The sequence below is a fragment of the Dongia sp. genome (genome assembly GCF_041918875.1).
Classification (GTDB): domain Bacteria; phylum Pseudomonadota; class Alphaproteobacteria; order Dongiales; family Dongiaceae; genus Dongia.
The window spans coordinates 170,132-195,297 of the sequence record NZ_JAYRUV010000001.1; the positions used below are offsets into that span (position 1 = coordinate 170,132).

Genomic DNA, 25,166 nt, shown 5'->3' on the forward strand with positions numbered 1-25,166 from the left:
CTATAGATTCCAATCGTCGTAGTGGATTTCCACCAGGTTATTCAGCCGGCTCATGCTGGTCGCCGTAACTGTCGGTTTCGATATCGTTGTCGATGCCGGCATCGCCGCTATTGCCGTTGCCGACATCTATACAGATATCGTCGGGCGAGTCGATTTAGGAGGCGATCTCCGTCTGAATTCTGCTTCAGAAAGTGGAGCGGGTGGATGTGAGGCGCACGCTGAACCTCGGCAGCAGCCGGCCCCGATAGCCGGTCGGCTCGGCGCCGGTTCTTGTGGCACCCATGCTGGCGTAGAAGGCGGCGGCTTGCGGGTCGGAATCGATGAGGAGTTCGCTGGCGCCGAGCTGGCGCGCGAGGTCGATGGCCTTTTCGTAGAGGGCGCGGCCGATACCCTTGCGCAGGTATGCGGGATCGATGAAGAGCAGGGTGAGGTCGGCGGCGATTCCGTCGATCGGGTCTACTTCGAGGACGCCACGAGGCCGGTCCGCGCCATCGGCGGCGATCCAGACGCGCCCGGCGCGCACCGCGTCGGCGTTCACGCGGATCTGGTTGCGGACGCTTTCCATGAAGGCCGCGTCATAGCCCCAATGCGCCTTCGAGCGAAAGCAGATATCGTCGAGGATATCGCATTCGACGAGATGGGCAGGGCGAAGGGTGAAGGTCGGTTTCATGCGGCGTGGATTCTCAGTTGCGCCCCCTCACCCCGACCCTTTCCCGCGAGAGGATAGGGAATGAGATCGGTTGGCAAGATTCGGCCTGGCAAGGCGGACTTGCCGGTTTCGCGCCCCCTCAAATCATCTCCAGCGGCACCGCCTTTTTCGGGGCCGGGCGTTCGCCCATGCGCCAGGTGCCCTGGCCGATGACCGGAATATCTGTGCCGTCCTTGAGGACTAACCGCCGCATGGTCCGATTCCTTGTTCTTCTGGCAACTTCCGGGTGTTTGGGGCAAACAGGAGCCCGACTTCCGCTTCACTCTAGCGCGGCTCCCTCCACGCCGCTATCATCCGGACATGGCAAACATATTCTTCGTCCTGCTCATCGTCTTCCTGATACTCACCCTGGCCACGCTGCTGGTCGGCGTCTTTTCCATGGGCAAGGGTGGCGATTTCAACAAGCGCAACGCCAACAAGTTCATGCGCTACCGCGTCCTGTTCCAGGCCGGGGCGATCGTGAGCTTCGTCCTCTTCTGGCTGACGCGCGGCTAAAGCCATGGTCCAGCTGACCCGCATCTACACCAAGGGCGGCGACAAGGGTTCGACGTCGCTGGGGTCGGGCAAGCGCGTCAAGAAGCACGATCTCCGGGTCGCGGCCTATGGCACGGTCGACGAGGCCAATGCGGCAATCGGGGTTGCGCGCCTGCAATGCAGCGGCGACATCGATACGATGCTGAACCGGATCCAGAACGATCTCTTCGACCTCGGCGCCGACCTCTGCCAGCCGGAGGACCCGAAAGACTATCCGCCGCTCCGCGTGATCGAGGCGCAGGTCGAGCGGCTGGAGCAGGAAATCGACCGGCTGAATGCCGAGCTGGAACCGTTGAAGAGCTTCGTGCTCTCCGGCGGCACGCCGGCCGCGGCTCATCTCCATCTCGCCCGCACCGTCGCGCGGCGCGCCGAGCGCGACATCACAGCGCTGATGGAGCATGAAAGCATCAACCCGGCGGCCCTGCGCTACATCAACCGCCTGTCCGACCTGCTCTTCGTCATGGCGCGCTATCTGAATGACAAGGGCAGGGGGGATGTGCTGTGGGTGCCGGGGCAGAATAGATAGCTCGGCCGAGAGCGAGCCGATTGCAACAACCCCCACCCAACCCTCCCCCTGAAGGGAGAGGGCTTTCCGACCGAGTCCACACCATCACCTCGCTCCATTTCTCACTCCCTTCAGTCGGAGGGAGAGGGCTTTCCGGCCGAGTCCGCACTATCACCTCGCTTCAATCCCCTCTCCCTTCAGGGGGAGGGTCAGGGTGGGGGTGTAACCGAAGACTTTCGCGGATCGTTTCCACGACGCCTTCGATGTTCGTCAGTACGTCATTGTTCCAGAAGCGCAGGACGCGGTAACCGAGAGTTTGCAGATACGCTGTGCGCGCATCGTCGCGTGCAGTGTCGGCATGCTGGCTGCCGTCAACTTCGACGATCAGCTTCGCTTGCCGGCAACAGAAGTCCGCGACATAGGGGCCGACTGGAAACTGGCGGCGGAAATGCGCGTCTTCCAATTGATGGTCGCGCAGCTTGGCCCACAACCTTTTCTCGGCGCCGGTCATGTCGCGGCGCAGGCGGCGGGCGGTTGTGACGGATTCGTCGGCGGGTCTCGATGGCATTGCTGGTAAATGCTCGTGCTGGGTGTGTGATGCTATTCAGACATGGTCCCGGTTGCAACGACCCCACCTTTCCTCGGAAGGGAGGGGGATTAAGCCGAGACGGTCGAGGCGAATGTGCCGAAAAAGCCTTCTTCCTTCAGAGGAAAGATGAGGTTGGGGTGCAGCGCGCGTGAGGCGATCCGTGCCCAAAATTTTCGCACCGATTGCCCAACGATGCTGCACTGTGTCGCTTCAAGATGGCTCATCATTGGGTTAATGCAGCTCATCCATGGATCGTGGAACTCATTGATATTTCGCGATTAAGCGCAAGTTTGCCGTTTCCGGACGAGTTCCCTCGCCACGTTGACACAAAGATGCCATGCCCCTATTTTGCGCTTGCGAAATTTACTGCCTCGCGGTCGCTTTTCCGCGGCTTTCGAGGGCAGGGGGTGTCGCGCCGGGCGCGGGTCTTGAACAGAGCCGCCGCGCCCCGGGCATCGACCGTTACAACCACAGTCCAACAACTGTCTCATCCGGGTCCTTGAAGATGAAAGTCCTCGTCGCTGTTAAGCGGGTGATCGACGCCAACGTGAAGGTCCGCGTCAAAGCGGACGGCACGGGGGTCGAAACCCAGAACGTCAAGATGTCCATGAACCCCTTCTGCGAAATCGCGACCGAGGAGGCCGTGCGCCTCAAGGAAGCCGGCAAGGTCACCGAAATCGTCGCCGTTTCTCTGGGCAACGCGCAATGCGCCGAAACGATTCGCACGGCACTCGCCATGGGCGCCGATCGCGGCGTGCATGTGCAGGCCGATGTCGAACTGCAGCCGCTCGCCGTGGCCAAGCTCTTGAAAGCCGTGGTCGAGAAGGAACAGCCGGGCCTCGTCATTCTCGGCAAGCAGGCGATCGATGACGATGCCAACCAGACCGGCCAGATGCTCTCGGCCTTGCTGGGCTGGCCGCAGGCGACTTTCGCTTCGAAGCTGGTCTTGAACGACAATGCGACCGCCAATGTGACGCGTGAAGTCGATGGCGGCCTCGAGACCGTCGAGGTCAAGACGCCGTTCGTCATGACGACCGACCTGCGCCTCAACGAACCGCGCTACGCAAGCCTGCCCAACATCATGAAGGCGAAGAAGAAGCCCATCGATGTGCTGACCCCGGAGCAGCTTGGCGTCGATCCGGCCCCGCGCCTCAAGACCCTCAAGGTCGCCGAGCCGCCCAAGCGCTCGGCCGGCGTCAAGGTCAAGTCCGTGGCCGAACTGGTCGACAAGCTGAAGAACGAAGCAAAAGTCATCTGAGGATCAATCCATGAGCATTCTCGTCCTTGCCGAGCATGACAACGCGTCGCTGAAATCGGCGACCTTGCATGCCGTTACCGCCGCCCAAAAGATCGGCGGCGACATTCACATCCTGGTGGCCGGCGCCGGTGCGCAAGGTGCCGCCGATGCCGCGGCCAAAGTGGCCGGCGTCGCCAAGGTGCTGTTGGCCGACGATGCCGTCTATGGCCATGCCCTGGCCGAAAACGTCGCCAAGCTGATCGTGGCCCTGGCGCCTGCCTACAGCCATGTGCTGTCAGCGGCGACCGTCAACGGCAAGAACATCCTGCCGCGCGCCGCAGCACTCCTCGACGTGCAGCAGATTTCCGAAATTTCCGCCGTCGAAAGCCCGGACACGTTCACGCGCCCGACCTATGCCGGCAACGCGCTGACGACCGTGCAGTCATCCGACAAGATCAAGGTCGTCACGGTCCGCGCGACGGCGTTCGACGCCGCGGCTGAGACCGGCGGTTCGGCCGCGGTCGAGAAGGTCGCCTCCAGCGGTGACGCTGGCCTTTCCAAGTTCCTGGGGCAGGAAGTGCAGAAGACGGAGCGTCCCGAGCTTACCTCGGCGCGCATCGTCGTCTCGGGTGGCCGCGGCATGCAGTCGGGCGACAATTTCAAGATGCTCGAGGAAGTGGCCGACAAGCTGGGTGCCGCCGTCGGCGCGTCGCGCGCCGCCGTCGATGCGGGCTTCGTCCCCAACGATTACCAAGTCGGCCAGACCGGCAAGATTGTGGCGCCGGAACTTTATGTCGCCGTCGGTATCTCGGGCGCCATCCAGCATCTGGCTGGCATGAAGGACAGCAAGGTCATCGTCGCCATCAACAAGGACGAGGATGCGCCGATCTTCCAGGTAGCCGATTACGGCCTGGTCGCCGACCTGTTCCAGGCGGTGCCGGAACTGGCGAAAGAACTTGGCAAGTAGGCCCTTGAACTGAAAACCGGACAGGCGGCCCGCTGATAAAACAGCGGGCCGCATCTTTCCGGGGCAATTAAACGAAGAGGTTTCAAAGTGACGATCGAAACAGTCGGCATCATCGGTGCGGGGCAGATGGGCAACGGCATCGCCCATGTCAGTTCGCTGGCCAAGCTCGACGTCATCCTGGTCGACAACAACCCGGCGCAGCTCACCAAGGCGCTGGAGACGATCCGCGCCAACATGAACCGCCAGGTCAAGCGGGGCCTCATCACGCAAGCGGACGAGGACGCGGCGATCGCGCGCATCAAGACCTCGCAGAATCTGGCCGAACTCAACCCGGCCGATATCGTCATCGAGGCGGCCACGGAAAAGGAAGAGGTCAAGAAGGAAATCATGCGGGCCGTGTGTCCGCACCTGAAGGCGCACACGCTGGTTGCCAGCAACACCTCCTCGATCTCGATCACGCGCCTTGCCGCCGCCACCGACCGGCCGCAGAAATTCATCGGCATGCATTTCATGAACCCGGTGCCGCTGATGAAGCTGGTCGAACTCATCCGGGGCCTTGCCACCGATGACGACACCTTCACCCAGGTGCGGGAACTGGCGGAAAAGCTCGGCAAGACGACGGCGACCTCGGAGGATTTCCCGGCCTTCATCGTCAACCGCATCCTGCTGCCCATGATCAACGAGGCGGTCTATACGCTCTATGAAGGCGTCGGCAATGTCGATGCCATCGATACGGCGATGCGCCTTGGCGCCAACCACCCGATGGGCCCGCTGGAACTGGCGGACTTCATCGGCCTCGACGTGTGCCTTGCGGTCATGCAGGTGCTCTATGAGGGCCTGGCCGACAGCAAATATCGCCCGTGCCCGCTGCTGGTGAAATATGTCGAAGCCGGCTGGTACGGAAAGAAGGCCGGCCGCGGCTTCTACGATTACAGCGGCGAGACGCCGGTGCCGACGCGCTGAGCCGCCGGCCCTCGCCCCGATCCGGCGCGACCGGTTGCCGCTGCGCGCTTCTGCCACCTCTCCGTTCGGGTCCGATTTCTGCCTTATTTTCGCCCCCGGATTTCAGGGAATCCGGAGCGTGGATTGGGGGTAGAGACTATGGCAAGAGCAAGAATTCCGTTTTGCTCACCAAACAAATTGATCCTGGCGCTGCCGCGGCGCGATACGGCGACACCGGCCTATCTCCATCGCGCCTATGCCAGGCATTTCTGGCGCTACGAAGCGCGCGACGGCCTGCCGATGCTTGCGGGCGCCGCCTTGCTGTGGCCGTTCTATTTCCTTGTTCGCGAAGCCAGGCTGCTTACGCGCCTCGGACCGGATGTGAAGCGGCTGTCGGGAAAGAGCATCCCGCGACAGTTCGGCGAGCAGCTGGCTCTGGCCTTTCGGTGGTCGATTTCGCCATCGGAATATTACAGCTTCGAACTCTTCGACGACCGGCTGCGCGCGCGTGCCGGCGCCTACCTGCTGCGCCATCAGCTGAAGGGCGGGCTGCACAATCTCATCGCCCGCGCCACCGACAAATCCTGTTCAACCAGCCGATTTCTCAACAATAAGGGACTGTTCGCCCAGCATTGCCGCGATCACGGCCTGTCCAGCATCGCGTCGATCATGAAGGTGCACGGCGACGGCTCGATCATCCGCTTCGACGGCGCGGCGGAAGGCCTGCCGCCATGCGATCTGTTCCTGAAGCCAGTGAAGTGCAAGGGTGGGCGCGGCTGCGAGAAATGGCGCTTCGCCGACGGTTTCTATATTGGGCGGGATGGCAGGCAGCTCGATGCGGCGGGCCTTCTCGCGCATATCCGGGACCTCACCCAGCGCCGCGATGTCCGCTCGGAAATGCGACGCCACCACTATCTGGTGCAGCGCTGCATGGGCAATCATCCGGCCATCGCGGATCTCAGCACGGGCGCCCTCATCTCGGCGCGGATCATGACCTGCCTGGATGAATCCGGCGCGCCCAAGGTGGGATGCGCGGTCATGAAGATCGTCACCGGGCCGGATGCCGTCGTCGACAACTTCCACGGCGGCGGCTGGGTGGCCGCGATCGACGTCCAGACCGGTCGGCTTGGTCCGGCGACGAATAACGGCCTGTCCGATCCCGGGACGTGGCTCGAGCGGCATCCGACGACCCAGGGGATTATCGCCGGCCGGGCATTGCCGCATTGGCCGGAGGCGGTAGCGCTCGTCGAGCGCGCGCATGCGACGCTGCCCGACCGGATCGGCATCGGCTGGGATGTCGCCTTTACGCCCGACGGGCCTTGCATCATCGAAGCCAACAATCAATGGGGGCTAGATATGATCCAGCGGACCTACCGTGCGCCCGCCGGCGAATTGCCCTTCGCCAGGATGTATGCGTTCCACGTGCGCAAGGCCGAAGCGGCGCTGGCCAAAGGCGAAACGCTGCGCCCGGCCGGCCGCCTGGAACCGCAGAACGCCGGCTAGATCCTGGCCGGAACGCTTTCTCAGCCGGCTGGCTTGGCATCCAGATATTTCTTGAGCTCCGCCTTCACCGCGTCCGAAGCCCAATTTGTGGCGCCGATATAGACCGAGACGACTTTGCCGTCGCGATCGAGGATATAGGTCGTGGGCAGGGCCGAGCCTTTCAGTTCCTGGAAGAGATCGCTCATCCGGTCGGTATAGAGGGTGAGGTTCTTGACGCCGGTCCTGCGGAAGAAGGGGGCGGCCTTCTTGACGCCGTCCCGGTCGAGGCTGATGGCGACGACCGCGAGGCCCGCCTCGCCCAGATCGGCCTGCAGAGTGTCGAGGGTCGGCATTTCGGCGACGCAGGGGCCGCACCAGCTCGCCCAGAAATTGAGGACGACAACCTGGCCCTTGAACTTCTGCAGCGTCAGAGGCGCGCCCAAAGCGTCCTGGAAATCCTCATTGGGCGTTGGCAGGGGCGGATCGAACGGGCTAAAGTCGCCCAGTTTCGGGGAAGTGCCGTCGGCAAGGGCCGGCCGGATCGGTGCCGGCCCCAGCGACAGAGCCAACAGAAAGCCCAAAAAGGCGGTCTTTTTCAATATCATGAGTGCCAAAAGCCAATCTTCGATTTCACCGGATGCCGCCAATTCCATGTGGGGCGGCCGCTTTGCCGCCGGCCCGGCTGCGATCATGCAGCAGATTAATGCCTCCATCGGCGTCGACAAGCGCCTTTATGCCGAGGATATCCAGGGATCGCTGGCGCATGCCGCCATGCTGGTGAAACAGGGCATCATCACCGAGACCGACGGGGCGGCGATCGCCAAGGGTCTCAATGCCGTGAAGGCCGAGATCGAGGCCGGCAGGTTCGAATTCAAGGTGGCGCTGGAGGACATTCACATGAATGTCGAGCAGCGCCTGAAGGAACTGATCGGCGAGCCCGCCGGGCGCCTTCATACCGCGCGCTCGCGCAACGATCAGGTGGCGCTCGATTTCAAGCTGTGGGTGCGGCGCGCCTGCGACGAGGTGGCGGCGGAAACGCGCGGCCTTGTCGCCGCCCTCATCGACCGTGCCGAGGAAGAGGCCGCGACCGTGATGCCGGGCTATACGCATCTGCAGCCGGCGCAGCCGGTAACGTTCGGTCATCACCTTCTTGCCTATGTCGAGATGTTCGGGCGCGATCTCGGGCGCCTCGGCGATGCGCGCCGGCGCCTCAACGAAAGCCCGCTGGGTGCCGCGGCGCTGGCCGGAACGACCTTTCCCATCGACCGGCAGATGACGGCAAGGGCGTTGGGCTTCGACCGCCCGTCGGCCAATTCACTGGACGCCGTCTCCGACCGCGATTTTGCGCTGGAATATCTTGGCGCACTCTCGATCCTTTCCGTCCATCTCTCGCGCCTGGCGGAAGAGATCGTGATCTGGATGAGCGAAGGTTTCCGCTTCATCGCCTTGTCCGATGCCTTCACGACCGGCTCCTCGATCATGCCGCAGAAGAAGAATCCGGATGCGGCCGAGCTGGTGCGCGCCAAGGCCGGCGAAGTGATCGGCCTCACCGTGCAGCTCCTCATCATTCTCAAGGGCCTGCCGCTGACCTACGGCAAGGACATGCAGGACGACAAGGCGCCGACCTTTGCCGCCACGGACACGGCCTTGCTGTCTCTGGCGGCGATGACCGGCATGGTGCGGGATCTGACGCCCAACCGCGCGCGCATGCGCGAGGCCTGCGAGCGCGGGTTCCTCACGGCCACCGATCTGGCCGATTGGCTGGTCAAGGAGCTGGGCCTGCCGTTCCGCGACGCACATCACGTCACCGGCACCCTGGTGAAGCGCGCCGAGAGCCAGGGCAAGGGCCTCGGCGATCTCAGCCTGGCCGAGATGCGCGAGGTCGAGCCGCGTATCGCGGAGTCAGTCTATCCGGTGTTGAAGGTCGAAAATTCGGTGGCCGGCCGCAAATCGGAGGGCGGCACCGCCCCCGACAATGTGCGCGCCGCCGCCAAGCTTGCCAGGGAGCGTTTCCTATGAAGATGTCGAAACTTCCGGCGGTCGCACTGGCGATGGCCTTGATCGCGACGGCGGGCCTTGGTGCCTGCGGTCGCAATGGGGTGCCGCAATTGCCCAAGGAAGTCCACAAGGACAAGTATCCGACGCAATATCCACAGACGCCGCGGCCGCAGACCGGCATCTTCAGCGGCTGAACTCCAGAACTCTCCAGCAGCTTCCTCCGGGCGAGAGCCCGGGTATGACGTTGCCAAGGTGATAGAAAGATCATGAGCCATTTTCATTATCAGGACGGCGAGTTCCACGCCGAAGGCGTCGCCTTGAGCCGGATCGCGGCCGAGGTGGGAACCCCGTTCTATTGCTATTCGACCGCCAAGCTCACCGACAATTTCCGCAACTTCGAGGTGGCGTTGGGCGGGCTCAACGCCAAGCTCTATTACTCATGCAAGGCCAATTCCAATCAAGCGGTCATCGGAACCCTGGCATCCCTGGGCGCCGGCGCCGACGTGGTTTCGGTGGGTGAGATGTACCGTGCGCTGAAAGCAGGGATCGCCGCCGGCGACATCGTCTTTGCCGGCGTCGGCAAGACGCGCGACGAGATGGCGGAGGCGCTGAAGGCCGGCATCTATCAGTTCAACGTGGAATCGGCCGGCGAATTGCGGGCGCTCAACGAGGTAGCGCTTTCGCTTGGCAAACGCGCGCCGGTAGCGTTGCGTATCAATCCGGATGTCGATGCCAAGACCCATGCCAAGATTTCGACCGGCAAGTCGGAAAACAAGTTCGGCATAGATATCGACCATGCACCAGATATCTATGCGGAAGCCGCGTCGCTGCCCGGTATCGAGGTGAAGGGCCTCGCCTGCCATATCGGCTCGCAACTCATCGACATCGCGCCGTTCAAACATGCCTTCCAGAAGATGGCGGACCTGGTGAAGGCGCTGCGCCTCAAGGGGTACAAGGTGGAGCGGGTCGACCTGGGCGGCGGTGTCGGCATCACCTATCGCGACGAGCAGACGATCGGTTTCTCCGACTATACGAACGCGGTGGCGGAAAATTTCGGCAATCTCGGCCTGAAGCTGGAGGCTGAACCGGGGCGTGCCATCGTCGGCAATGCCGGCATCCTGGTGGCTCGCGTCATCAATGTGAAGGAAGGGGTGAGCCGCAAGTTCGTCATCGTCGACGCGGCCATGAACGACCTCATCCGGCCGACCCTCTACGATGCCTATCACCAGATACTGCCCGTGCGGCAGCCGGCCGACGATGCCGCGGTAACCCGGGCAGACGTGGTGGGGCCGATCTGCGAGACGGGCGATCAGTTCGCGGAACAAAGGCCCTTGCCGCCGCTTGAGGCTGGAGACCTGGTGCTGTTCCGCGAAGCGGGCGCCTATGGCGCGGTCATGTCCTCGACCTACAATACCCGTCCGCTGCTGCCGGAAGTGCTGGTGAAAGGTGATAAGTTTGAAGTGGTTAGGCCGCGTCAAACTTATGACGCAATCATCGGTCAAGACAGGATCCCGAGCTGGTTGTAGACTGACGGCCCGCATGCAGGAGGATTGATGGCGCGACGCCCGGTTCTCGGAGAAGACAAGACCCCAAAGCCGGTGGTGCTGGAAGGTGGCTTGCCGTTCCGTGTGCGGGGCATGGCCGTTCTTGCCTGGACGATCCTGCTGGCCGAGCGGGTGTGGGCGGCGCTGACACCGGCACTTGCCGTCTGTGCCCTGTCCCTGGCGCTGGCCTGGTCCGGTCTGCCGCGCCTGGTGGGCGTCTGGGTTCATGTCGCCTTGCTGGTTCTTGCCGCCATGGCTTTGCTCTACGCCTTCTGGCATGGCGGACGCGGTTTCCGTCTGCCGGCGTGGCGGGAGGCCCTGCGGCGGCTGGAGCGTGACAGTGGCTTGGCGCACCGGCCCCTGACCCATATCGGCGATAAGCAGGTCAGCAATCTCATCGACCCCGCGGCGATCGGCCTGTGGCAGCGCCATCGCAAACGGTTGATGGAGTCGATCGGCGGGCTGGATCTCGGCCTGCCCGATAGCGGTCTTGCCGCGCGCGATCCCTATGCCCTGCGCCAGCTTGCCCTGCTGCTGGCGGTCGTCGCCTTCTTCGGCGCCAACGAGGCCTGGCTGCGCCGCCTCGACCAGGCGCTGATTCCCAATTTCGCGGGCATCGAGGATGGCGACCAGATCACGGTCGAGGCCTGGATCACACCGCCAGATTATACCGGCCTGCCGCCGATCAGCCTCAGCCTTGCGGAGCCACGTGCCGACGGCGATGCGTTGAAGGTGCCGATGGGCTCGCGGCTGCTGATGCAGGCGCAAGGGCTGCCCACCAGCGGCATGGGCGGTCCGGCGACGCTTATGGCCAATGACGACGATCAGCCGTTCGAGGCACTGGATGCCAGCACCCAGCGCGCCGAAGCCACGCTCAATGCCGGCACCAGCATCGGTGTGAAATCGGGGTTTTCCACCATCGTCGAGTGGCCGGTGGATGTGGTTCCGGATATGGCGCCCAGTGCCGTGTTCGGCGGCACGCCCGGCGTCACCGATCGCGGCGTGCTGCGCCTGGGTTACAGCGCCAGCGACGATTACGGCGTCACCGACCTGCGCCTGGTGGTGAGCCGCGGCACGGCGAATTTCGAATTCAAGCTGCCCTTGGCGCAGGCCAGCCTCGACAAGGAAGGGCGTCACACCGCCCAGGGCGGCAGCTTCCAGGATTTCACCGCGCATAGCTGGGCCGGGCTCGACGTGGAGTTGCGCCTGGTGGCGCGCGATGCGATGGGGCAGATCGGTGCCTCGGCGCCGCTGGCGCTCACCTTGCCGGAGCGGAAATTCTATCACCCGGTGGCGCGCGCCATCATCGAACTCCGGAAACGCGTCGCCAGCGACTGGCAGTTCCACAATTCCGTCGCGCGCGAGCTGATGGTGCTGAAGGCGCAGCCGGAGACCTACGAGGACCGCATCGTCGCTTTCATGGGCATGGATTTCGCCGCGCGCCGCCTGATGGCCAGCGATTTCGCGCCCTCCGATCTGCCGCCGGTCCTGCAACTCATGTGGGATACCGCCGTCGACCTGGAGGATGGCGGCACGTCGCTGGCCTTGAGCGAGTTCCGCCGCCTGCAGCAGGAATTGCAGGAAGCGCTCGATCGCGGCGCCTCGGACGAGGAGATCGAGCGGCTGATGAACCAGCTGCAGGAAGCGATGAACCGCTACATGCAGGATCTGCAGGAGCAATTGCGGCGGGCGATGGAAAGCGGCCAGCCCATGCGCGAGCTTTCGCCAAACGGGCTCAAACTGTCGCAGCAGGACCTCAACCAGATGCTCAACGATGCGCGCAACATGGCGCGCTCGGGGGCCAAGGATTCGGCCAAGCAGATGCTCGACCAGTTGCAGAAGCTGATGGAGAATCTGCAAGCGGGCGTCCCGTCCACCTTGAATCCGGAAGGCCGCGCCCAGCAGGAGCTGAGCAGCGAACTGGGGCGCCTGATGCAGCGCCAGCAGAAGCTGCTGGAGGAAAGCTATAACGCCCAGCGCGGCCAGCAGCCCGGTGAAGAAGGACTGGGCGAAGGGGAAATGGACCAAGGACAAGGCCAGCAGGGCGAAGGCCTGCCCGGCGATGGCGGCAACGGCCAGGGACCAGGCTCCGGCGCCATGGGCCAGGAGCAGTTGCGCCGCGACCTCGGCAATCTCATGCAGCGTTTCGGCAACATGCTGGGCGATCTGCCGCAGGGGCTGGGCGAGGCCGAACAGTATATGCGCGGCGCCGTCGACAAACTGAACCAGCAGGATTTCGGTGCCGCCGCCGACGATCAGAACAATGCGCTCAATCAGTTGCAGCAAGGCATGCAGGCAGCGCAGGAAATGATGCAGCGACAGGCCGGGCAGGTTCCCGGCCGTGGCACGCGTTCAAAGATGGACCCGCTCGGACGTCCGGCCGACGATGACGGTCCCGGCGGCAATGCCATCGACAGTTCCGATGTCGATATCGGCACCGGCAAAGACGCGCAGCGTGCCCGCGAAATCTTCGAGGAACTGCGCCAGCGCCGCAACGACCCCAACCGGTCCAAGCAGGAACGCGACTATCTGGACCGTCTGCTGAAGCAGTTCTAGGGCGTTTCAACGTTACTCAGAATCTCCGTCATCCCCCCAGGCCCAGTCGGTGAATGGCGACATGCGTCGGCGGAGCCAGGGATGACGGAAAGAGAATCAGCGTTTCCGTCAAGCTATGAACCGCTCCGGGTACGGTCAAACATCCCCTGCTATCGGGCGAAGACGAGTTTCACGCCATGCAGGTGGATTGGGTGGGCCGGGGCGGGCTGATTGAGGTGCGCGCCGGGAGAAAGAGCGAAAGCCGATGCTCAGTTGCGCTGGCCGGATAGGGCCGCGTCGACCGCGTTGCAGATCTGCTGCAGGCTGAACGGCTTGGTGATGATGTCTGCAACCGGGCCCTGCTGGCTGCGCACGCCATCGGCGCGTTCGCGGGCGTCGGCGAAGCCGGTCATCATGAGGACGGTCATGCGCGGGTTGATGCGTGCCGCGGTTTCGGCCAGCGCGAGGCCGTCGAGGCCCGGCATCACGATGTCGGTCAGCATCAGATCGTAGGTCTGGGCCTTCAAAGCGGCAATCGCCGCTTCGCCGTCGCCGACAGCTGTCACTTCATGGCCGCGATGGGTGAGGGCACGGGTAACGAAGGCGCGGACGGATTCGTCGTCTTCAGCCAACAGGATCGCGGACACAGTGTTTTCAGCCCTTCTGGTTCTCGAGGAAACAGCGCGCGCAGTCATGACCGACATCAGTTCACCAGTTTTCATTCGCCATCGCCGGGCGGTGTCAGGTTCGAACCCGGTCCGGGACCGCAACGCACATTATCCGTTTCGGTTCCTGTTTCCCGGACGCACCAGGCGACAGCTCAACTTGAGAGTGAGCCTAACCGACAACCGTTAATTTTTGGTGAGACCAGACACTCTCGGGATGCAATTTGTGTCCAGGAGCATGGCAAAATTATGGCGTTTTTTCAGTAAGATAACGGCGTTTCTGCCAGCAGGCTTGTGTGATTCTTGCTAAAATATCTATAAAATCCAACCGAAATCCGGAGAGCGCTAATTGACCACGAATTCGATTCGCATGCTCTTGGTGCCCTTCGGCATCGATTCTATGAAGGTGCGGAATCGGATCGTTTCGCCGGGTTCGATGCTCTCCTGCTCCAGGCGGAAGATATGGGCATTGCCCACCTGCTTGCCATTCGCATCGAAAGCGATCGCGGCCAGCGGCGGAAGTGCCACCGGGAACTCCGATTTGTTGAAGATATCCGCCTGCACGGCATAGACCGTCCGGCCATCCTCGTTGCGCTTGTTGACGACCAGATTGCCGCTTTTGAGATCCTCGGCCGGGCTGCTGGTGGAGATGCCCATCAGGCTGTAGACGATGTCGAGCGCGGGGATCGCGCGCGAAATCTCGGCACGGAAGAGGAACGCGGCGGCAAGACCCAGGAGCATGCCCGCGATCAGCAGGTATGATGGGCGGATACTGAAGCGGCGCTTGGGCATCATCGGCCGCAATTTTGGCGGCACCGTGATGGGACCGGTCGGGCGCTGCGGCGAACGCGGGCGAGGCGGGGCCGCGGGAATTTCGATGCCGGGCGTTTCGGTCGCGGCCTCAGCGGCGGGTTCCGGCACGGGCGGCGCAGGCTCGGCTGCAGGTTCCGGCGCCGGCGGCGGAACCTCGGCCGCCACCGCTATTTCGGCCGGCGAACCTTCCGGATTCTCCAGCTTGGGCGGCAGCTGCTTCCATTTATGGCCGCATTTGGCGCAACGCACATTGCGTCCGGAATCGCCCAGCAAGGCGGCATCCAAAGAAAACCTTGTGGCACAGGCTGGACAGGAAACAATCACTGATTCGTCCGCTCGATCGACATCCCCTTGACGTTTATAGGTCGGGGGGCGGCGGGGGACAAGCCCGGGGGTACGCGCAAGCCCGGGGCGCGATACGGCAAGGGCCTGAAAAATCATCCTTCTTGCGTTCGAGTCGAGACCCGTGCACCAGCTTTACGAAGGTAAAGGCGCTATGCCATGTTAACGGCGATCTTGCGCTGCGACCGGCGCAACATGTTTCGCGCCCCGTCCGGCATGCGCCGGAATCGGGCCGCTGGTCAGCTGGGATTGGGCACGTGGTTTTATTCGACCAGGTTTCGGTGCAGTACGGCACCGGGCCGCAGATTCTCAAGGATATCAGCTTCACCCTGGCGCCGGGCTCCTTCCATTTTCTGGTCGGGCGATCGGGTGCCGGCAAATCGTCGCTGCTGAAGCTGATGTATCTGGGCCTGCGCCCCAGTTCGGGCCTGGTCAATCTGTTCGGGCGCGACGTAGCCACCCTGTCGCCGCCTGATTATCCGGCGATTCGCCGGCGGGTCGGCGTGGTGTTCCAGGATTTCCGCCTCATCGAGCATCTCTCCGCCCTCGACAATGTAGCGCTGCCGCTGCGCGTTGCCGGCGTGCGCGAGGCAGACATCCGCCGCCATTGCAGCGAATTGCTGAGCTGGGTGGGCCTTGCCGATCAGCTCAATGCCTTGCCGGCGACCCTCTCGGGCGGACAGCAGCAGCGCGTCGCCATCGCGCGCGCCGTGATCGCGCGGCCCAATCTGCTGCTGGCCGACGAGCCCACCGGCAATGTCGACGACGTGATCGGCCTGCGGCTCATGTATCTTTTCGAGGAGTTGAACAAGCTCGGCACCACCGTGGTCGTGGCGACCCACAACGATGCGCTGGTCAGCCGCTTCACGCACCGGCAATTGCGCCTGGAGCAGAGCTCGGTGCGGGTGTTCGATCCGGCCGGTATCGCTGCTCCCGGCCTCAGCCAGGGCTTGAACTGATGCTGGGCCTGCGCACGGATCTGCCGCTCGACCGGGACGCCGCCGCCAAGTTCCTGCCCTGGATACTGGGCTTCATGGTCTATCTGGCGGCGCTGGCCGTGGGCAGCGCGATGGCGGTCGACCGGCTCGCGGCACATTGGCAGAGCGGGCTTACCGGCAATCTCACGGTCGAGGTGCCCTTTACCGACGATGTCAGCGTTACCGAACGATCGGAAGTGCTCGACAAGGTAATCGACCTCCTGAGCGCCACGCCGGGTGTGGCCGGCACCACTCTGCTCGATGACCGCGAGATCGCGCGCCTGCTGGAGCCCTGGCTGGGGCCGGAGGCGGGCGAGCTCGACATTCCCCTGCCGGCGATGATCGCCGTCACGTTGCGCGACGATGCGGTACTCGACCAGACGCAATTGCAGCGGGATCTTGCCGCCGTGCAGCCGGGTGCCCGGGTCGATGCCCATGCCGATTGGATCGCCGATGCGCTGGCCTTCCTGCGCGGACTGAAACTGCTGGCGCTGCTGCTGACCGGGCTGGTGCTGGGAGCCACGGCGCTGACCATCGTGTTCGTGACCCGGACTGGGCTCTCCATCCACCGCTCCGTGATCGAGATCGTGCATCTCATCGGCGCACCGGACGCCTACATCGCCGGCCAGTTCCAGGCGCAATCGCTGCGCCTGGGCCTCGTCGGCGGCTTGGTCGGCACGCTGCTGGCGGCGGCGACGCTGGCTGGCGCCGACCATCTGCTGCGCGTGGCCGGGCCGATGGCGCAAATGGCGGAAGCGGAGGGCGGCACGGGCTTGGCGCTGGATCTGCGACTGCTGCCGTGGCAATGGGGTGTCCTTGCCTTGCTGCCCGTCGCCACGGCCCTCATTGCCATGGTGACCGCCCGCTGGACCGTCCTGCGGTCGCTGGCGCGGTTCATCTGAACCTGCTAGATAGGGCGCGCCATGGGGGTCAACCGCATCAATTTCCGCGATCCGCACGCACAGCGCGAAGGGCTGGGCCGCAAGCTCGTCCACCTGCTGCTGCTGCTGGCGTTCGTCTGGCTGATCGGCTTCCTGGGCTTTATCGGCTTCATTCCGCGCAGCGTGAAGGATACCGACACAAAGACCGATGCCATCGTCGTCCTCACCGGTGGCGGCGACCGGCTGGCGGAAGGGTTCCGGCAACTCGATGCCGGTCTCAGCCCGCGCATGCTGATCACGGGCGTCGCACAAGGGATCACCCTGCAGCAGGTCGTCGACGGCATGAGCAGCGACAAGAGCGTCATTCCATCGCCGGCCAATCTCGCCTGCTGTGTCACGCTGGGTTACGAGGCCGGGAACACGGTCGGCAACGCCGTCGAAACGGCGATGTGGGTGCGCGACAACAAAGTGAACTCCGTCCGACTGGTGACGGCCAACTATCATATGAAGCGCAGCCAGCTCGAATTCCATCGCGCGCTGCCCGGCATAGCGATCATTCCGCATCCGGTTTTCCCCAGGGAAGTGCAGGACAATTGGTGGTTCGTGAAGCCGCATATCCTCGTTCTGCTGGCGGGCGAGTATCATAAATTCGTCGGCGCCTGGGTCCGCGGCGCGCTGCAGGATGGCATGTTGTGGCTGGGCGGCATCGAGACCAGGCCCGATTGGTGGCCCGACATCGATTGGCCGGATTGGGAAATGCCCGATTGGAAGTGGCCGGATATCGAATGGCCCGACTGGCTGCCGAAGCCATGACGGCCTTCCGCGCCCTCGTCTTCAACATCCTCTATCTGCTGTGGACGGCGGCGATGCATATCGTCTGCCTGCCGCTGCTCCTGGCCCCCTCACGCGCCATCCATGCCGCCGCCAAGATGTGGATCGGCGGCGCGCTCTGGCTGCTCAAGGTCTGCGTCGGCCTTAGCGCGCGCGAAGTGGGACGCAAGAACCTGCCGCATGAGCCGGTACTCTTCGCGGTGAAGCATCAATCGGCGTGGGAGACGCTGTTCCTCTCCTGGCGGCTCAACCATCCGGCCTTCGTCTTGAAGAAGGAACTGCTGCTTATTCCGGTTTTCGGCTGGTTCCTGGCCCGGACCGGCATGATCGCCATCGACCGCAGCGGCAAGGCCAGCGCCTTGAAGAAGATGGTGGCCGACGCCAAGGCGGTTTTCGCGCAAGGCCGCCCGGTGATCATTTTCCCCGAAGGCACGCGCGTGACCCCCGGCCACAGGAAGCCCTACCAGCCCGGCGTCGCCGCCCTCTATGCGCAACTGGGCGTGCCGGTCGTGCCGGTGGCGCTCAATTCCGGTCTCTTCTGGGGCAGGAAGGCCGTGCTGAAGAAGCCCGGCACGATCACCATCGAATATCTCCCCCCCATCGCCCCCGGCCTCGACCGCAAAGCCTTCATGCGCGAACTGGAAAGCCGCATCGAGACGGCGTCGAACCGGCTGGCGGAAGAGCGTTAGGGCACTCCCGCCAAGCCCTGCCGGCTTCAGCGCTGATCCAGCTTGAACTCGATACGGCGGTTCTTCGTATAGGCTTCGTCATTGTCCGCCGGATCGAGCGGGCGGAACTCGGCATAGCCCGCTGTCACCATGCGGTCGGGCGGCAGGCCGCGGCTGATGAGATATTTGGCGACGGCGACGGCACGCGCCGTGGAGAGTTCCCAATTCGACGGGAATTGCGCGGTGGCGATCGGGCGTTTGTCGGTGTGGCCGTCGATGCGCAGAACCCAGTCGAGATCGCTGGGGATATCCATCGAAAGCAGGATCAGCGTGGTGGCGAGATCGTCGAGCTGCGACTTGCCGGCATCGCCCAGCACGGCCGAGCCGCTGTCGAAGAGGACTTCGGACTGGAAGACGAAGCGGTCGCCGACGATGCGGATATCCTGCCGGTCGCCCAGCACTTCCCGGAGGCGCCCGAAGAATTCGGAGCGGTAGCGTGCCAACTCCTCGACCTTGGAAGCCAGCGCCGCATTGAGGCGGTTGCCGAGATCGACGATCTGGACCTCCTGGTCCTTGGCCTTCTGCTCCGAGGCGTCGAGCGCCGCCGTGATGCGCGAGAGTTCCTCGCGCAGCGCCAGCATTTGCTTGTTGAGCAACTCGACCTGGAATTTCGCCTCGTCGGTGATCTTCTGCTTCTCGGCGTCCGACCCAAGAATCTTCTGCTGCATTTCGTCCTTGAGGCTTTCAAGGGCGGCGATGTCGGAGAGCAAGGCGGTGATGCGCTCGCGGTCCGCATCGATGGTCTGATAGGCGTCAGCGAGCTTCTTGGCCTGGTCGGCATTGAGGGTAGCTTGACGGTTGGCGGCGTCGCGCTCGCCGATCACGACATTGAGCTGGTTCTTCAACTCGTCACGCTCGGCCGTGGAGCTCGACAGCTCGATCGACATCTGCGAGAGCTGGTTCTTGAGGTCCTCGGCGGTCTTTTTTTCCATCGCCAGCATGTTGGCGATCTCGGATATCTGGGCATTGAGCTTGGCCAGCGCGTCGTCGCGGCCCGACAAAGCGAGGCTGAGGAACATCTGCGCCACGACGAAGACCATCAGGACGAAGACGATGACCATGAGCAGGGTCGACAGCACGTCGACATAGCCAGGCCAGGCCTCCATCGGTCGCTGGCGGCGGCGTCCGGCGGCGGCCATTAGCGCACCGTGCTCTGCAATCCCTCCCCCTTCAGGGGGAGGTTAGGTGGGGGCATGGGCGAGAATTGATTGAAGCAGAGGCTGGGGCGGCCCCCCTCCCGACCTCCCCCCTGAAGGGGGGAGGAGCACACGGCCGCCGGGGACGCAATGCGCATGGCCTAGCGCTCGCTGCTGGCGGCGGCGGCGATGGTGCGGGCCAGCAGTTTGATTTCGGCGCGGATGTCCTGGATCGACTGATTGCGCCCCTGCGCCAACTCGTCGGATAGACGCGTGAGATGGGCGTCGAGATTCCGGAGATGATTGCGGCTGTTGGCATCGATGCCGAAGCCGCCGGAGGATGCCAGCTCGGCCAGTCGGGCTGTCACCTGCTGCTGGCTCCGCAATTGGTCGTTGAGCGCGGCCAGCTGATCGGCCAGCTGCTTGAAGCCTTGCGCGGTCCCGCCGCGGCCTTCCTCGCCACGCTGGAGAACGCGCTGCAACTCGTTGATGCTCTCGGCATTCTGCTCCAGGAGGGCCTGGATATAGGCCGGGATCGGCTGGTCGCCGGCATCGGCGAAGGCACCGGTGCCGCCGGAGGTCAGGCGCGTCTGGCCCGACAGCCAATCTTCGAGCTCGTTGAAGAAGCGGTTCTGCGCCTGGCTTGCCTGCAGCTCCATGAAGCCGATGATGAGCGAGCCGGCCAGACCGAAGAGAGAGGAGGAAAAAGCGATACCCATGCCGCCCAGCGGCTTGGCGAGGCTCTGCTTCAGCGTATCGAACATGACGGTCGGGTCCTGACCGCCGGACACCTGCAGGTTGGTGATGGCATCCGCGACACCCTTCACCGTTCCCAGCAGGCCCCAGAAGGTGCCGAGTAACCCCAGGAAGATCAGCAGCGAGGTGACATAGCGGCTGATTTCGCGGCTGTCGTCGAGGCGCGACTGGATGCCGTCGAGCAGCGAACGGAGCGAACTGGCATTGAGGTGCAGGCGGCCGGTCTTGTCCTTCAGCATGGCCGCCATCGGCGCAAGGAGACGCGGCTGGGCGTAGCTCTGGGCAAAGCCACCGGTGCGGTAATCCTCGATCCAGGCGATATCGCTGTAGAGCCGCAGCACCTGCCAGATGGTGAACAGGATACCGAGCAGCAGCACGACCAGGATGCCGGTATTGAGCATCGGGTTGTGCGAGAACGCGACCGAGATCGGATCCCAAAGCAGGATTGCGATGCCGATGGCCGCCAGCAGCGCCACCAGCATCGCCAGGAGTTGCCAGATCGGGCGGCTCATCTAGGCACCCTTCTTATATTGCGGTCGGGCGGATTGTCTGGGCACGCACCCTCAGCCGGCGGTGGGCACGATGTCGACGCGGTCGGCCGGATTGCCTTCCGACTTTGTCCCGAGTGCGCGCACATCGATGCGGTTCGAGCGGACGCCTTTGCCGATCAGGTATTTGCGCACTTCAAGACCGCGCGCCAGCGCCTTGCGGCGAGCCTGGCTCTCGGCATCCGGCGTGCCGCTGCTATAGGCAAGGACCTGAACCTTGAGGTTCTGATCGCCCAGCATCTTTTCGGCCAGCGCGTCGAGATCGGCGGTGGCCCCCTGCGGCAGGTCATCGCTGCCCGCCTCGAACACGATACGCGTGCCGCCGGCTGGCAGCACGGCGCTGCCGCTGGTGTCCGGCGCGGTTTCGGCCGGCGCTTCGGCGCTGGCGACCTGGTCGGTCGGGGCTTCGGCGGCGGACGTGGCTTCGCTTGCCGTCGACGCGGCCGGAGTTTCAGCGGCAGCCTCGGGCGCGGGCTGTTCGGTAGCCGGCGCCACGGCGGCGGCGGCGGCCGGCGCATTCTCGGCCGGGGAGGGAACGCTGGCCGGGACGGATTCCGGTTCGGCCGGCGGTGTCGGCGCCGGGACGGGCTCCGGTGCTGCGGCGACCTGCGTTTCGGCCGCGGGAGCTTCCGCCGGGGCCTCCGCTGCCGGAGTGGGGGTCGCCTGAGTGGGGGCAACCTGGGCGGGCGCCGATTCCAGCACCGCTTCGGCGGCAGCCACCTGGGCGGCGGCGGCTTCCTCGGTGGCGGTCGGCGTCGTCGCCGGCATTTCGGCGGGGGCCGCGGCTTTCTTCTTCTTGCGCTTTTTCTTGGTGGGCGCCGCGTCGGCCTGCTGGGCGCCAGGCACGTTCAGGTAGCTCTGCGGCATTCCGTTCGAGGTCGGCGTGCTGATCGGCAGCCCGGCGCGATTGGCGGCAAGGCCGCCGGGGGCGAAGGCCGGATTGGCATAGGGCGCCACAAACGGTGTGCGTGCCGCCGGCGCATAGCCATAGACCGGCTGATTGTAGGCCGGCTGAACGGCGACAGGCTGGGCGTAGGGTGTAAAAACCGATTTCGGCGCCGCGCTTGTTCCCGTGCCGGGGGCATAGCCATAAGGCTGGAAGCCGGCGGCCACACCCGGGGAGCCGTAACCGGGCGCGGCATAGGGGCTGAGCGCGCCGTAATTGACCGTCACCGGAGCGGAACTGGCCTGCGGCAGATAGTAGGCCTGCTGGGCCTGGGCGGCCGGTGCCAGATAGAGGCACCCGATCGCCGCCGCGCCGGCCAGAAGGAGACGATGGAAACCCGCACTTTTGCCGCAGTTCGCCGCTTTTGCCTGCTTGCTCATTTCCGCCTGCCACTCTCGAAAAAAGGGGTGCAATTTGGCGAGGACTATAGCCGATCCGATTTTGTCCCTACAACCGGCACTTTGCCCTGTCGGGGTAAGTATTTAGCGGATAAATGCACGCCCGGCCGCACCGGCGGGCAATCGACGCGGCGCGACTCAGTGGCTGATGAGGTTCTGAATCGGGGCGTGAAGGGTGTTGTTGCTGGCCAGGATCTCGCCCGTGGCCAGCACCACCGGCTTGCCCTTGAAGTCGCTGACATAGCCGCCGGCTTCCTTGACCAGCAGCAGCCCCGCCGCGAGGTCCCAGGGCGAGAGGAATTCCTCCCAGAAGCCCTCATAGCGGCCGCAGGCAACGTAAGCGAGGTCGAGGGCGGCGGCACCGAAGCGGCGGATGCCGGCGGTCTCGCGCATGGCCTTGTCCATCTGCTTCTGGAAACGCTCGATATGGCCGTGGCCGCGGAAGGGAATACCGGTCGCGAGCAGGCTTTCGTTGAGATTCTTGCGGCCCGAAACGCGGATGCGGCGGTCGTTGAGGAACGCGCCGGCGCCCTTTTCGGCGTAAAAGAGCTCGTCCTTGATCGGATCGAACACGACGCCAGCCGCGATCTCGCCCCTCACTTCAAGGGCGATCGAGATGCAGAAATGCGGAATGCCGTGCAGGAAATTGGTGGTGCCGTCCAGCGGGTCGACGATCCAGCGCGAATCGGCGTCGCTGCCGGCTTCTTCGCCGCTCTCTTCCATCAGGAAGCCGAAACTGGGACGGCCTTTCTTCAGCTCTTCCTTGATCAGCTTCTCCGCCTTGTGGTCGGCCGTGCTGACGAAATCCGCCGGGCCCTTCTGCGAAACCTGCAGCTGTTCGACCTCGCCGAAATCGCGGCGGAGGGATCTCGCGGCCTTGTCGGCCGCCTTGCACATGACATTGATGAGGGCTGAGCGGATGGCCATCTGGGCGGTCAGTCCTTGGCCCGTTCCATATATTCGGAATCGGCCGTGCGGACGACGATCCTGGTGCCGGCGCCGACATGCGGCGGGACCATGACGCGCACGCCGTTTTCGAGCACGGCCGGCTTGTAGGAGGAGGAAGCCGTCTGGCCTTTCACCACGGCGTCGGCCTCGACGATGAGGCAGACCACGGTTTCGGGCAGGGTCACCGAGATCGGCGAGCCTTCATAGCTTTCCACCGTCACCACCATGCCTTCGGTCAGATAGACCACCGGCTCGCCGATGAGGTCGGCGTTGAGGGTGAGCTGCTCGAAGGTGTTGTTGTCCATGAAGGTGTAGTCGTCGCCCGAGGCGAAAAGGAACTGATATTCGTGCTCATCCAGGCGGACGCGATCGACGATGTCGGCCGAGCGGAAACGCTCGTTGAGCTTGGTGCCGTCGCGGATGTCCTTCAATTCGACCTGCAGGAAGGCGCCGCCTTTGCCTGGCTTCACATGCTGCGTCTTGACCGCGCGCCAGAGGCGACCCTGGTGTTCGATGATGTTGCCTGGGCGAATGGCATTGCCGTTGATCTTCATGGCGTCAACCTGATCAGTCTTCAAAGGTGTTGGCTGGAAAAGCGGGCGGTTTCTAGCAGGTGGGTGCCGGATAGTAAACCGCGGCCACGCCCACTGGCCGCCGGCTGCGCCGGTCGCGCGCAATGCATGCATTCCACGCGCTTAATACGGGTCAGCCGATTCGGATGCGCCGCCAAAAGGGCACAACGAGGCGGCACCAGCCAGCGCCTTGTGGGTAGGGTTTCGGATACATCACTATATCTAGCTGGAAAGGAACGGAATTTCCGCAATTGTTCTCTTTTCGATCTAAATCCTTTACAAGCGGAACAAAGGCTGTACATTGGTTTTCATTCGGCGCCGAATTGTCACTGCTCCGGTGCTGTGATCTAAGGTGGGAGAGACGCTTATGTCGCAGAACGTCGTGCGTATTTCGGACAGGGACGGCAAGGACAATATGGATAAGAACAAGGCTTTGGACGCGGCGCTGTCGCAGATCGAGCGGGCCTTCGGCAAGGGCTCGATCATGCGCCTGGGCTCGAGCGAGCAGGCGGTAGAAACCGAAGTCGTTTCAACGGGTTCGCTGGGCCTCGACATCGCATTGGGCATCGGCGGCCTGCCGCGTGGCCGCATCATCGAAATCTACGGTCCGGAAAGCTCGGGCAAGACGACCCTGGCTCTCCAGGTCTGCGCCGAGGCGCAGAAGGCCGGCGGCACCTGCGCCTATATCGACGCGGAACACGCGCTCGACCCCTCATATGCGACCAAGCTCGGCGTCAATGTCGGCGACCTGCTGATCTCCCAGCCGGATGCCGGTGAGCAGGCGCTGGAAATCGCCGACACGCTGGTGCGTTCGGGCGCCATCGACATCCTGGTGGTCGATTCGGTGGCGGCCCTGGTGCCGCGGGCCGAACTCGAGGGCGAGATGGGCGACAGCCATGTCGGCCTCCACGCCCGCCTGATGAGCCAGGCACTCCGGAAGCTCACCGGCTCGATCAGCCGTTCCAAGACCATGGTGATCTTCATCAACCAGATCCGCATGAAGATCGGCGTCATGTTCGGCAATCCGGAAACCACGACCGGCGGCAACGCGCTGAAATTCTACGCCTCTGTCCGCCTCGACATCCGCCGTATCGGCGCCATCAAGGACAAGGAAACCGTGGTCGGCAACCAGACCAAGGTGAAGGTGGTCAAGAACAAGCTGGCCCCGCCCTTCCGTGTTGTCGAATTCGACATCATGTATGGGGAAGGTATTTCCAAGATGGGCGAACTCATCGATCTCGGCGTGGCTGCCGGGGTGGTCGAGAAATCCGGCGCCTGGTTCTCCTATGGCGGCCAGCGCATCGGCCAGGGCCGCGAGAACGCCAAGACATTCCTGCGCGAGAATGGTGCGATGGCGAAGGAGATCGAACAGAAGATCCGCGCCAATGCAGGTCTCGTCGCCGGCGCCATGATGGATGCGGGCGGCGACAAGGAAGAAGACGATTCATAACGACATCGCGGCCTGATCGCATCACGGCCGCCAGCTTCTCTCTCCGGCAGGTGCGCCGGTCCCGGGTTTCACCCTGGGCCGGCGCGCTTCGTCGTTCCAGGACCGGCGCCACTTCCAGTTCCAGGCGCAGGCT

25 protein-coding genes are annotated in these 25,166 nt (G+C 63.9%); 15 read left to right on the forward strand and 10 right to left on the reverse strand.

From position 1 onward, the window contains the following. Nucleotides 1-184: 184 nt before the first annotated feature. On the reverse strand, nt 185-670 hold the full coding sequence (locus ACE3TY_RS00765; protein WP_374649963.1) for a GNAT family N-acetyltransferase: 486 nt from the start codon (nt 668-670) through the stop codon (nt 185-187). Between the two features lie 339 nt (nt 671-1,009). Here ACE3TY_RS00765 and ACE3TY_RS00770 point away from each other — a divergent pair, with 339 nt between their 5' ends. Beyond that, the gene (locus tag ACE3TY_RS00770; protein ID WP_374649965.1) at nt 1,010-1,204 is read left to right on the forward strand and encodes a twin transmembrane helix small protein; all 195 of its coding nucleotides are present in this window, start codon (nt 1,010-1,012) and stop codon (nt 1,202-1,204) included. A 4-nt stretch (nt 1,205-1,208) separates the two neighbouring features. Next, nucleotides 1,209-1,769 carry a cob(I)yrinic acid a,c-diamide adenosyltransferase gene (locus ACE3TY_RS00775; protein ID WP_374649967.1) on the forward strand — a complete coding sequence of 187 codons (561 nt, stop codon included), beginning with the start codon at nt 1,209-1,211 and terminating at the stop codon, nt 1,767-1,769. A 160-nt stretch (nt 1,770-1,929) separates the two neighbouring features. Here ACE3TY_RS00775 and ACE3TY_RS00780 read toward each other — a convergent pair whose 3' ends face one another. Beyond that, entirely contained in the window at nt 1,930-2,316 is a 387-nt protein-coding gene (locus tag ACE3TY_RS00780) for an endonuclease domain-containing protein (protein ID WP_374649969.1), read from the reverse strand. 526 nt (nt 2,317-2,842) lie between these two features. On the opposite strand from ACE3TY_RS00780, the gene ACE3TY_RS00785 reads away from it, so the two are divergent. The 4 genes from ACE3TY_RS00785 to ACE3TY_RS00800 all read left to right on the forward strand — a co-directional run bounded on the left by ACE3TY_RS00785 (nt 2,843) and on the right by ACE3TY_RS00800 (nt 6,986). After that, nucleotides 2,843-3,595, forward strand: a complete 753-nt coding sequence (locus ACE3TY_RS00785; RefSeq protein ID WP_374649970.1) for an electron transfer flavoprotein subunit beta/FixA family protein — start codon at nt 2,843-2,845, stop codon at nt 3,593-3,595. A 10-nt stretch (nt 3,596-3,605) separates the two neighbouring features. Continuing rightward, nucleotides 3,606-4,541 carry an FAD-binding protein gene (locus ACE3TY_RS00790; RefSeq protein WP_374649972.1) on the forward strand — a complete coding sequence of 312 codons (936 nt, stop codon included), beginning with the start codon at nt 3,606-3,608 and terminating at the stop codon, nt 4,539-4,541. An 87-nt stretch (nt 4,542-4,628) separates the two neighbouring features. Next, nucleotides 4,629-5,504 (forward strand): 3-hydroxybutyryl-CoA dehydrogenase, encoded by an 876-nt coding sequence (locus tag ACE3TY_RS00795; RefSeq protein WP_374649974.1) that lies wholly within the window; start codon nt 4,629-4,631, stop codon nt 5,502-5,504. Nucleotides 5,505-5,681: 177 nt separating this feature from the next. After that, nucleotides 5,682-6,986 carry a sugar-transfer associated ATP-grasp domain-containing protein gene (locus tag ACE3TY_RS00800; protein ID WP_374649976.1) on the forward strand — a complete coding sequence of 435 codons (1,305 nt, stop codon included), beginning with the start codon at nt 5,682-5,684 and terminating at the stop codon, nt 6,984-6,986. A gap of 20 nt (nt 6,987-7,006) precedes the next feature. Here the strand turns inward: ACE3TY_RS00800 and ACE3TY_RS00805 are convergent, their stop codons facing one another. Next, on the reverse strand, nt 7,007-7,570 hold the full coding sequence (locus ACE3TY_RS00805) for a TlpA family protein disulfide reductase (protein WP_374649978.1): 564 nt from the start codon (nt 7,568-7,570) through the stop codon (nt 7,007-7,009). Here ACE3TY_RS00805 and argH point away from each other — a divergent pair. The 4 genes from argH to ACE3TY_RS00825 all read left to right on the forward strand — a co-directional run bounded on the left by argH (nt 7,569) and on the right by ACE3TY_RS00825 (nt 13,063). Further along, nucleotides 7,569-8,984 carry an argininosuccinate lyase gene (gene argH, locus ACE3TY_RS00810; RefSeq protein ID WP_374649980.1) on the forward strand — a complete coding sequence of 472 codons (1,416 nt, stop codon included), beginning with the start codon at nt 7,569-7,571 and terminating at the stop codon, nt 8,982-8,984. The two genes, ACE3TY_RS00805 and argH, sit on opposite strands and share 2 nt — an antisense overlap. Continuing rightward, nucleotides 8,981-9,157 (forward strand): hypothetical protein, encoded by a 177-nt coding sequence (locus ACE3TY_RS00815; protein ID WP_374649982.1) that lies wholly within the window; start codon nt 8,981-8,983, stop codon nt 9,155-9,157. The genes argH and ACE3TY_RS00815 overlap by 4 nt, the downstream gene beginning before the upstream one ends. A 72-nt stretch (nt 9,158-9,229) precedes the next feature. Next, on the forward strand, nt 9,230-10,489 hold the full coding sequence (lysA, locus tag ACE3TY_RS00820; protein ID WP_374649984.1) for a diaminopimelate decarboxylase: 1,260 nt from the start codon (nt 9,230-9,232) through the stop codon (nt 10,487-10,489). Between the two features lie 27 nt (nt 10,490-10,516). Beyond that, nucleotides 10,517-13,063 (forward strand): TIGR02302 family protein, encoded by a 2,547-nt coding sequence (locus ACE3TY_RS00825; protein WP_374649986.1) that lies wholly within the window; start codon nt 10,517-10,519, stop codon nt 13,061-13,063. Nucleotides 13,064-13,311: 248 nt separating this feature from the next. Here ACE3TY_RS00825 and ACE3TY_RS00830 read toward each other — a convergent pair whose 3' ends face one another. Further along, nucleotides 13,312-13,689 (reverse strand): response regulator, encoded by a 378-nt coding sequence (locus tag ACE3TY_RS00830; protein WP_374649987.1) that lies wholly within the window; start codon nt 13,687-13,689, stop codon nt 13,312-13,314. Between the two features lie 363 nt (nt 13,690-14,052). Further along, on the reverse strand, nt 14,053-14,961 hold the full coding sequence (locus ACE3TY_RS00835) for a DUF3426 domain-containing protein (RefSeq protein ID WP_374649989.1): 909 nt from the start codon (nt 14,959-14,961) through the stop codon (nt 14,053-14,055). Between the two features lie 158 nt (nt 14,962-15,119). Here ACE3TY_RS00835 and ftsE point away from each other — a divergent pair, with 158 nt between their 5' ends. Genes ftsE through ACE3TY_RS00855 form a run of 4 tightly spaced genes read left to right on the forward strand, consistent with a single transcriptional unit; the run spans nt 15,120 to nt 18,240 of the window. After that, nucleotides 15,120-15,821 (forward strand): cell division ATP-binding protein FtsE, encoded by a 702-nt coding sequence (gene ftsE, locus ACE3TY_RS00840; protein WP_374649991.1) that lies wholly within the window; start codon nt 15,120-15,122, stop codon nt 15,819-15,821. Beyond that, nucleotides 15,821-16,741: a cell division protein FtsX gene (locus tag ACE3TY_RS00845; protein WP_374649993.1), complete on the forward strand. Its 921-nt coding sequence runs from the start codon at nt 15,821-15,823 to the stop codon at nt 16,739-16,741. The genes ftsE and ACE3TY_RS00845 overlap by 1 nt, the downstream gene beginning before the upstream one ends. Nucleotides 16,742-16,762: 21 nt before the next feature. Then, nucleotides 16,763-17,533 (forward strand): YdcF family protein, encoded by a 771-nt coding sequence (locus ACE3TY_RS00850; protein WP_374649995.1) that lies wholly within the window; start codon nt 16,763-16,765, stop codon nt 17,531-17,533. Continuing rightward, entirely contained in the window at nt 17,506-18,240 is a 735-nt protein-coding gene (locus tag ACE3TY_RS00855; RefSeq protein WP_374649997.1) for a lysophospholipid acyltransferase family protein, read from the forward strand. Before ACE3TY_RS00850 ends, ACE3TY_RS00855 begins: the two co-directional genes overlap by 28 nt. A 26-nt stretch (nt 18,241-18,266) precedes the next feature. Here ACE3TY_RS00855 and ACE3TY_RS00860 read toward each other — a convergent pair whose 3' ends face one another. The 5 genes from ACE3TY_RS00860 to efp all read right to left on the reverse strand — a co-directional run bounded on the left by ACE3TY_RS00860 (nt 18,267) and on the right by efp (nt 23,565). Further along, nucleotides 18,267-19,418: a peptidoglycan -binding protein gene (locus ACE3TY_RS00860; RefSeq protein WP_374649999.1), complete on the reverse strand. Its 1,152-nt coding sequence runs from the start codon at nt 19,416-19,418 to the stop codon at nt 18,267-18,269. Between the two features lie 158 nt (nt 19,419-19,576). Next, complete coding sequence (locus tag ACE3TY_RS00865; RefSeq protein ID WP_374650001.1) at nt 19,577-20,683, reverse strand: flagellar motor protein MotA; 1,107 nt, start codon at nt 20,681-20,683, stop codon at nt 19,577-19,579. A 51-nt stretch (nt 20,684-20,734) separates the two neighbouring features. Then, a complete protein-coding gene (locus tag ACE3TY_RS00870; RefSeq protein ID WP_374650003.1) occupies nt 20,735-22,045 on the reverse strand; it encodes an OmpA family protein in 1,311 nt (436 codons plus the stop codon). Nucleotides 22,046-22,201: 156 nt separating this feature from the next. Then, complete coding sequence (locus ACE3TY_RS00875) at nt 22,202-22,990, reverse strand: inositol monophosphatase family protein (protein ID WP_374650004.1); 789 nt, start codon at nt 22,988-22,990, stop codon at nt 22,202-22,204. 8 nt (nt 22,991-22,998) lie between these two features. Continuing rightward, on the reverse strand, nt 22,999-23,565 hold the full coding sequence (efp, locus tag ACE3TY_RS00880) for an elongation factor P (RefSeq protein WP_374650005.1): 567 nt from the start codon (nt 23,563-23,565) through the stop codon (nt 22,999-23,001). Nucleotides 23,566-23,950: 385 nt separating this feature from the next. On the opposite strand from efp, the gene recA reads away from it, so the two are divergent. Continuing rightward, on the forward strand, nt 23,951-25,033 hold the full coding sequence (recA, locus tag ACE3TY_RS00885; RefSeq protein WP_374650007.1) for a recombinase RecA: 1,083 nt from the start codon (nt 23,951-23,953) through the stop codon (nt 25,031-25,033). Nucleotides 25,034-25,166 lie beyond the last annotated feature (133 nt).

Bases quoted from the DNA above. Each gene is read 5' to 3' on its own strand.
- recA (WP_374650007.1), top strand. From the start codon at position 23,951: ATGTCGCAGAACGTCGTGCGTATTTCGGACAGGGACGGCAAGGACAAT.
- efp (WP_374650005.1), bottom strand. From the start codon at position 23,565: ATGAAGATCAACGGCAATGCCATTCGCCCAGGCAACATCATCGAACAC.
- ACE3TY_RS00815 (WP_374649982.1), top strand. From the start codon at position 8,981: ATGAAGATGTCGAAACTTCCGGCGGTCGCACTGGCGATGGCCTTGATC.
- ACE3TY_RS00845 (WP_374649993.1), top strand. From the start codon at position 15,821: ATGCTGGGCCTGCGCACGGATCTGCCGCTCGACCGGGACGCCGCCGCC.
- ACE3TY_RS00865 (WP_374650001.1), bottom strand. From the start codon at position 20,683: ATGAGCCGCCCGATCTGGCAACTCCTGGCGATGCTGGTGGCGCTGCTG.
- ACE3TY_RS00770 (WP_374649965.1), top strand. From the start codon at position 1,010: ATGGCAAACATATTCTTCGTCCTGCTCATCGTCTTCCTGATACTCACC.
- ACE3TY_RS00860 (WP_374649999.1), bottom strand. From the start codon at position 19,418: ATGGCCGCCGCCGGACGCCGCCGCCAGCGACCGATGGAGGCCTGGCCT.
- argH (WP_374649980.1), top strand. From the start codon at position 7,569: ATGAGTGCCAAAAGCCAATCTTCGATTTCACCGGATGCCGCCAATTCC.
- ACE3TY_RS00775 (WP_374649967.1), top strand. From the start codon at position 1,209: ATGGTCCAGCTGACCCGCATCTACACCAAGGGCGGCGACAAGGGTTCG.
- ACE3TY_RS00805 (WP_374649978.1), bottom strand. From the start codon at position 7,570: ATGATATTGAAAAAGACCGCCTTTTTGGGCTTTCTGTTGGCTCTGTCG.
- ACE3TY_RS00785 (WP_374649970.1), top strand. From the start codon at position 2,843: ATGAAAGTCCTCGTCGCTGTTAAGCGGGTGATCGACGCCAACGTGAAG.
- ACE3TY_RS00825 (WP_374649986.1), top strand. From the start codon at position 10,517: ATGGCGCGACGCCCGGTTCTCGGAGAAGACAAGACCCCAAAGCCGGTG.
- ACE3TY_RS00835 (WP_374649989.1), bottom strand. From the start codon at position 14,961: ATGATTTTTCAGGCCCTTGCCGTATCGCGCCCCGGGCTTGCGCGTACC.
- ACE3TY_RS00855 (WP_374649997.1), top strand. From the start codon at position 17,506: ATGGCCCGACTGGCTGCCGAAGCCATGACGGCCTTCCGCGCCCTCGTC.
- ACE3TY_RS00850 (WP_374649995.1), top strand. From the start codon at position 16,763: ATGGGGGTCAACCGCATCAATTTCCGCGATCCGCACGCACAGCGCGAA.
- lysA (WP_374649984.1), top strand. From the start codon at position 9,230: ATGAGCCATTTTCATTATCAGGACGGCGAGTTCCACGCCGAAGGCGTC.
- ACE3TY_RS00790 (WP_374649972.1), top strand. From the start codon at position 3,606: ATGAGCATTCTCGTCCTTGCCGAGCATGACAACGCGTCGCTGAAATCG.
- ACE3TY_RS00765 (WP_374649963.1), bottom strand. From the start codon at position 670: ATGAAACCGACCTTCACCCTTCGCCCTGCCCATCTCGTCGAATGCGAT.
- ACE3TY_RS00870 (WP_374650003.1), bottom strand. From the start codon at position 22,045: ATGAGCAAGCAGGCAAAAGCGGCGAACTGCGGCAAAAGTGCGGGTTTC.
- ACE3TY_RS00875 (WP_374650004.1), bottom strand. From the start codon at position 22,990: ATGGCCATCCGCTCAGCCCTCATCAATGTCATGTGCAAGGCGGCCGAC.
- ACE3TY_RS00780 (WP_374649969.1), bottom strand. From the start codon at position 2,316: ATGCCATCGAGACCCGCCGACGAATCCGTCACAACCGCCCGCCGCCTG.